The sequence below is a fragment of the Roseomonas acroporae genome, assembly GCF_023223525.1.
Lineage (GTDB): Bacteria > Pseudomonadota > Alphaproteobacteria > Acetobacterales > Acetobacteraceae > Roseomonas_E > Roseomonas_E acroporae.
Map to the genome: position 1 here is coordinate 37,266 of NZ_JALPRX010000036.1, position 6,394 is coordinate 43,659.

The window sequence follows — 6,394 nt, forward strand, 5'->3', positions numbered from 1 at the left end:
CCGATCGCGCCCGGCCCGCCGTCCTGTCGCCACACTCCCGCCGCGGATCCCTGAAATGCTTCAGCGATCCGCCCGGCCGCCACCCCTAGGGTCCGGGCAGTGGGTCGGGGCGCCGCGCCCGGACCGGAGGACAGATCGATGACGCGCTTCACCCGCCTGCCGTTCCGCTCCATCGCCGTGCTCGCCGCCCTCAGCGTCACCGCCTGCGCGACCGGCCCGGGCCCGTACCAGATCCAGGCCAACCAGGCCAACTATGCCTGCCAGATGGGCGATCCCAATGCCTGCTATGCCGCGCAGGGCCTCGCGCCCCTGGCGCAGGCGGAGTACGCGCAGCAGCAGCAGCAGAACAACGCGGTGGTCGGCACCGCCGTCGCCGCGGGGGCACTCGGCATCATCGCCGGCGCCGCGATCGCGAACAGCGGCCCGCGCTACGGCTACTACGGCCGCGGCTGGCGCCGCTGGTGAGCCCACGGGCCGGCGCCGGCCGGGCGATGCGCTCCTCCCCATCGGGATCGCCGGCCGATGGCTGATCGCCGACCGACGATCCCGGCGCTCGCCGCCGCTGCCCCTGCCGGTGGGCGGCAGCCTGCCGGAAGCCGAGCGTCGCGATGCTTCCGCCCCCTGCGGCGGATCCGCCCGGAGCCCGCTTCCCGGAGCTGCCCCCCGATCATCGGCATCGCCGCGGCGCCCCGGAGGCCGGCCGGTACCACGCCCGCCCCACCCAAGCCCCGTGCCCGCCTCCCCTTTGCCCGTGTCTCCCTGCCCGCGCCCGCTCTGACCGTGGCCGCTCTTTCCGTGCCCGCTCTTTCCGTGGCCGCCCTTCCCGTGACCGTACCCGCCACGCCTCACAGGCCGAGGGCGGCCTCGATGCACGCCGTCTGCCTGTCCCAGCCATACCTCGCATAGACCTCGGCCGCGGCGGCCTCGGCGACCGGCGCGTAGCGTTCGGGGTCGCGCACGCGCGCCACGGAAGCGGCCAGGGCGTCGTCCCACTGGTCGGCGCGCGCGAGCAGGCCCGTCTCGCCGTCCCGGATCGCGTGGCGGAAGGTGTAGGTGGGCGTCGCGACGGTCCAGGTTCCCACGGCCGCGGCCTCGAAGAATTTCAGCTCGCTCTTGCAGTTGGTGAAGCTGTTGTCCTGGAGCGGCGCGATGTTGATCTCCACCTCGGCGATGACGCGCTGGAGGTTGATGTAGTCCTGCAGCGGGATGATCTCGACGCGGCTGGCGAGGTGCCGCAACGGGCCGGTGGAATCGAGGAAGCCGACCACCCGCAGGTCCACCGCCGGATCGGCCGCGAGCAGGCGCGCCAGCGCCGGGGCGGCCACCGCGAAGTCCCGGTTGTGCGTCGGCGAGCCGCTGAAGTAGCCGATGGTGACGCGCCCGTCCCCGCGGAAGCCGCGGGCGCGCTTGGCCGCGAGCAGGGCGCGCGACGCCTCCTCCTGCTCGCGGTCGAAGTAGTTCGGCACGATGCCGACCGATTCCAGCCCGTTCGCGACGATCCGGCCCAGCCTGTCGGCGATGAAGCGGTTGGTGGTGATGCCGCCGTCGCAGAGCCGCGCCAGCGTCTCCTTGCGGCCGACATGGGCATACCAGTCGTCCCAGACGTCGCGGTTGCCGACATCCTGGTCGAGCGTGTCGAGGATGAGGTGGATGTAGCCGATGTCGAAGACGAGGTCGTCGCAGTCGAACAGCACGCGCACGCCCGCCGCCTTCGCGCGCGTGACGAGGCGCGCCAGGCGCGCGTCGTAGCGCACGCGGCAGATGACGAGGGCATGCAGGCCGGACACCTCGTCCATCAGCGCGGGCAGGTCGTCCAGCCCGAACCAGGCGGCGCCGATATCCGGCCGGGTCGCCGCCAGGGTCGCGGTCGGGTTCAGGCAGCGGTAGCGGAAGGTGCTGGTGTCCGGCGTCTCGTAGAGCCAGGCGATGCGCGGCCGCCCGCGCCGCAGCGCGTCGAGCCGCGTGGCGAGGGGCCACGCCTCCCAGGGCGGCGCGTAGCCCAGCGGGCCGTCGGTCAGGTCCCTGAACATCGGCCGCTCAGCGGATCGCCGGGAGGCGCGCGGCCAGGCGGGCAACCACCGGCGCCAGCGCCGCGTTCCAGTCGCGGCCGATACGGTCGGCCGCGCGGTGGCGCGCCCGCGCGGCGTCGTCCTCCGCGAGCCCCTGCAGGCGGCGCAGCCCGTCGAGCAGCCCCTCGGTGGTCGGCGGCGCCATGAGGATGTTGGCGGAATAGCGGGCGAGCGAGGACCTGCCGGGATGCGTGTTGGTCAGCACCGCGGCACCGGCGGCAGCGAGGTCGAGCGTCGGGTAGGCGGGGTGCGGCGCATCCGTCAGCACCAGCCCGGCATCCATGGAGGCGATGAGGGGCTGGCGGACATCCTGAGCCGTCGTCCCCGCGCGGATCGGCACCACGCCCCGGGCGAGCGCCACCGCCGGCAACGCCTCGCCGACCCAGTGCATCTCCCAGGCGGTATCGGGAAACAGCCCCTCGGCCACGGCGGCGTCCAGCGCCTCCAGGCCGCGCCAGAAGAGGTTCCGCGGGTCGTCCAGCCGCGCCTGGAAGAGGAGGCGCCGACGCGCCGCTTCCGCGGACGGCGCGTCGGCGCCGGGAAAGGCCGGCTCGAACCACATCCCTTCGGACGCCAGGTTCGGCAGGGCATCCGGGCCTTCCGCGAGGTGGCGGAAGAGCATCTCGGTGCTGACCACCACCGGCAGGCCGGGATGGCCCAGAGTCTCGGCGCAGCGCAGCCGCTCTTCGCCATGCGGATGGAGCGTCCGCTCGTCCTCCTCCACGATCGCCGCGACCCGCCCCGGCGGGACGCTGCCGAGGGTGGCGCGCGTGGCCCGCCAGGAGGTGGTCAGGAACAGGTCCAGCGGCGCGACCGGCAATTCGCGCGATTCGTCCTCCGGCGCGAAGGCGAGCTCCAGGGGGCCGTCGAAGCGCATGCCGTTGCGCCCGAGCACCTCGCGCACCGTCGCCGCCTCCCCGGGCGCGTCCCGCGTGACGACGCGCAGGCCCGCGCCGAGCCGCGCCGCCAGCGCCGCGCCGAGCAGCAGCGCGGTGTCCGTCCCGGAGGCGGGGCCGATGCCGTCGGTCACGATCGAGAGACGCGGCGGAGCCTCGGGCAGCGGGTAGGTCGGCAGGGGGCGCAGGGCCGGGAATCGCGCCGAGATCAGCCGCCGCGCGGTCGCGGGGCGAGGCACGGGCTCCGAAGGCGCGGGCAACCCAGGCGGCGCGGCGGGGAGCAGCGCGGCGGGCACGACCGGCGCCCCGGGCAGGGTGTCGGGCGAGGCGGCGGCGGGCGGCGCGGCGGACGGGCGGCCGAGCAGTCCGGCGCGCAGCCGCATCGCGCGCGTCACCGCACCGCGCAGCGCCTGGCGGATCGGTCGTGGCAGCCGCTGGAGGCGATAGGCCCCGTAGAGACCCAGCCGGGCACCCACCGAGTTGCGCAGGGCCGCCAGCTCCGCCGAGACGGCCTCCCGCTCGCCGGCCAGCGCCGCCATCGCCGCGCGGGCGGCGGCGAGCTCCGACCGCAGCGTGCCGGCGCGCGCCTCCGCCTGTCCCGCGGCCTCGCTGGCGGCCCGGATGCGCGCCTGGGCCGTCCGGTCGGCGGCGGCGAGGCGGCGCGCCATCCCGGCTTCGGCCTCGGCGAGCCGTGCCGCCAGCGCCTGCGTCTCCTGGCGACGTGCCGCCTCGGCCCGCTGCGCGGCGGCCTCGGCCTCGGCGAGCCGCGCGCGCAGGCTCCCGGCCTCGGCACTCGCCTCGGCGTGCATCCGGCGCAGCGCCTCGCCCTCCTCGCGCGCGGCGACGAGGCCGGCGCGCAGCGACGGCTCGAGCGCCCCGGCGATCCCCGGCAGCAGCGTCAGGCCGCGTAGCTGCCGCACCGGCAGTTGCGGCAGGATGGCCGCCGGGTCGGCCACGCGGGCCGCCGTGCCGGTCATGAGCCGCGCGTAGGGGCGCGTCTTCTCGGCCGGCAGGCGGGCGACCGACACGACGGAATCGTAGAAGCTCACCCGCGCCAGCCACCGTCCGTAGGCGCGCAGCCGCGCCAGCGCGTCCGGGGCGAGCGCATCGCCGTCCGCCGGCTCGAAATGGTCGACGTTGAGCGCGTCGGCGAGATCCTTGAACCACGTCATCGCCGTCTCCCGCCGCCGCAGGCCGCCGCCGTGCGAGCGGCGGTAGCTGCAGTGCAGGTCCTCGACGATGTAGACGCCGCCTGGGGCGAGACGGGGGAACAGCGCCTCGAAGGCCGCGATCACCTGCCCGGAGCGGTGCGAGCCGTCATCCACGATGACGTCGAAGACACGACCGCCGAGACAGCGATCCAGCGTCGCGGCGTCGCTCGCGTCGCCGATGAAGACCTCGACCTCCGGGCCGAATTCGAGGCCGGCGCAGGCCGGGTCGATGTCCATGCCGACGATGCGCGAGCCCGGCGGCAGGACCTGCGACCAGAGCTGGAGCGAGCCGCCGTTCTGGATGCCGATCTCCAGCACCCGCAACGGGGCGCCGCCCTGCAGCAGGTCGTGCAGCTCGGCCTCGTAGATGCCGGGATACTGCTCCCACTTGTCGGAAAGGTAGCCCCGGTGCGCCGCGAAGGCCGCGCGCAGGCTGGGCACGCCCGGGCGCGGGCCAGGAAGGGGGCCGCAGCTGCCCTCTGACGCTGATGGCAAAATCGCGGTCCTCATGCACGGGAACGGCCGGGGCGTCGCGCGCCGGGCCGATGGCGGCCGATGGGCCGGCCGGGTCCGCGCCGCCGCGAAGCCGGCGGCCGGAGCACACGCTTCCGGGAGGGCGCCGGCGCCCCGGACGGGGGATGGCCTCCAGGTGTCTCCCCTGGGGGATTTCCCTGGGGGATCTCCCTGGGGATCTCCCCTGCCAGGTGGCACCCTATCGTGGGCCTCCCCCGGCGGTCAAACCGGGCCGGTACCGACGGGCGCGGGGCCCTGCGGCGCCGGATGCGTGTCCGGGCCGGCCGTCCCGCTCCCGCCGGGCGTGGCCCCGCCTGCCCCGCGCCGTGACGATCCCCGCGAAGCCTTCGCCGCGCCGGCGGCCGGGGGGCCTTCCGCCCGACCCATGGCCTACCAGATACGGAATTGCCCGAGACGGCGTGCGTCCCGGCCGGGGTGGCTGCCCGCGCGGGCGAGAGCCGGCGGGCATCCCTCCCGGCATGATGCCGCGATCGCCCGTCCGGCAGCCCTGGGAGGCATGGACATGGAAAGAATTCCCTACGCCGCCGGTGGCCCGCCCGCCGCCGCGGGCCCCGCCCCGACCCGCGGGGCCGTCCCGGCACCACCCGCACGGACCCCGGCCCTGGCGCCGTCCGGCGCGGCGCTGCCGGTCCGCCGCATCGGCCTCGCCGACCTGCGCGAGGCACTGCGGCAGGGCCTCGACGACTTCCGCGCCCACCCGACGCACGCGGCCTTCGTGGCGCTCATCTACCCGGTCATCGGCCTCGTGCTCGGCCGCATGACCTACGGCGCGGAGGTGCTGCCGCTGCTCTGGCCGCTGGTCGCGGGCTTCGCCCTGCTCGGCCCGGTGGCGGCGATCGGCCTCTACGAACTCAGCCGCCGGCGGGAGCGGGGGCTGTCCTCCTCCTGGTGGAACGCGTTCGACGTGCTGCGCTCGCCCGCGATCGGCAGCATCGTCGCGCTCGGCCTCGTGCTGATGGCGCTGTTCCTGCTGTGGCTGCGCAGCGCCCTCGGCCTCTACGGGATGGTGTTCGACGGCGCGCGGCCCGCATCGCTCTCGGCGCTCGCGCAGCAGGTCCTCACCACCGCCCCCGGCTGGCGCCTGCTGATCCTCGGCAACGGCATCGGCTTCCTGTTCGCCGCCGTGGCGCTGATGCTGGGCGCCGTGTCCTTCCCGCTGCTGCTCGACCGCGACGTGGGCGTCGAATCGGCGGTGCGCACCTCGATACGCGCGGTGACCGGGAACCCCGTCCCCATGGCGGCCTGGGGCCTGATCGTCGCCTCGCTGCTGCTGCTCGGCTCGGTCCCCTTCTTCCTCGGGCTCGCCGTGGTGCTGCCACTGCTCGGGCACGCGACCTGGCATCTCTACCGCCGCCTCGTGCCCTGACCGCATCCGCGGGCGCGCCCGGCCCGGCGCGGCCGCACGGAGGCCGCCCCCTGCGACCGCGGGCCTCGCGGCGGCCCCGGGCGACGGGCGGCCGCGCCCGCCGTGCCGGGCCGGAAGGCCCTGCGGCCGGTGTCGATCCGCTCCGGGAAGCGGCCGCCCGGCCGTCCCGGCACCCGATCCGCCGGGCCCGCCCGCCGTCCCACCGTGGCCGGCCGCGCGCCCGCATCGCCGGGGGCGGCCGCACGGCGCGGGCGTTCCGCCTGCCGGCAATCCGCCCCGGAGCCGTTCCGGCCTGACCGTATCAGGCCCGACCGGCTC

General features: G+C 76.0%; 4 protein-coding genes. 2 read left to right on the forward strand and 2 right to left on the reverse strand.

Annotated features, from left to right (window positions below):
* Positions 1-138: 138 nt before the first annotated feature.
* Entirely contained in the window at positions 139-465 is a 327-nt protein-coding gene (locus M0638_RS09760) for a hypothetical protein (RefSeq protein ID WP_248666791.1), read from the forward strand.
* Positions 466-845: 380 nt separating this feature from the next.
* Here M0638_RS09760 and M0638_RS09765 read toward each other — a convergent pair whose 3' ends face one another.
* Both M0638_RS09765 and M0638_RS09770 read right to left on the reverse strand, forming a co-directional pair.
* A complete protein-coding gene (locus M0638_RS09765; RefSeq protein WP_248666792.1) occupies positions 846-2,030 on the reverse strand; it encodes a glycosyltransferase in 1,185 nt (394 codons plus the stop codon).
* Positions 2,031-2,037: 7 nt separating this feature from the next.
* Positions 2,038-4,617 (reverse strand): rhamnosyltransferase WsaF family glycosyltransferase, encoded by a 2,580-nt coding sequence (locus tag M0638_RS09770; RefSeq protein ID WP_248666793.1) that lies wholly within the window; start codon positions 4,615-4,617, stop codon positions 2,038-2,040.
* A gap of 595 nt (positions 4,618-5,212) precedes the next feature.
* Here M0638_RS09770 and M0638_RS09775 point away from each other — a divergent pair.
* A complete protein-coding gene (locus M0638_RS09775) occupies positions 5,213-6,076 on the forward strand; it encodes a DUF2189 domain-containing protein (protein ID WP_248666794.1) in 864 nt (287 codons plus the stop codon).
* Positions 6,077-6,394 lie beyond the last annotated feature (318 nt).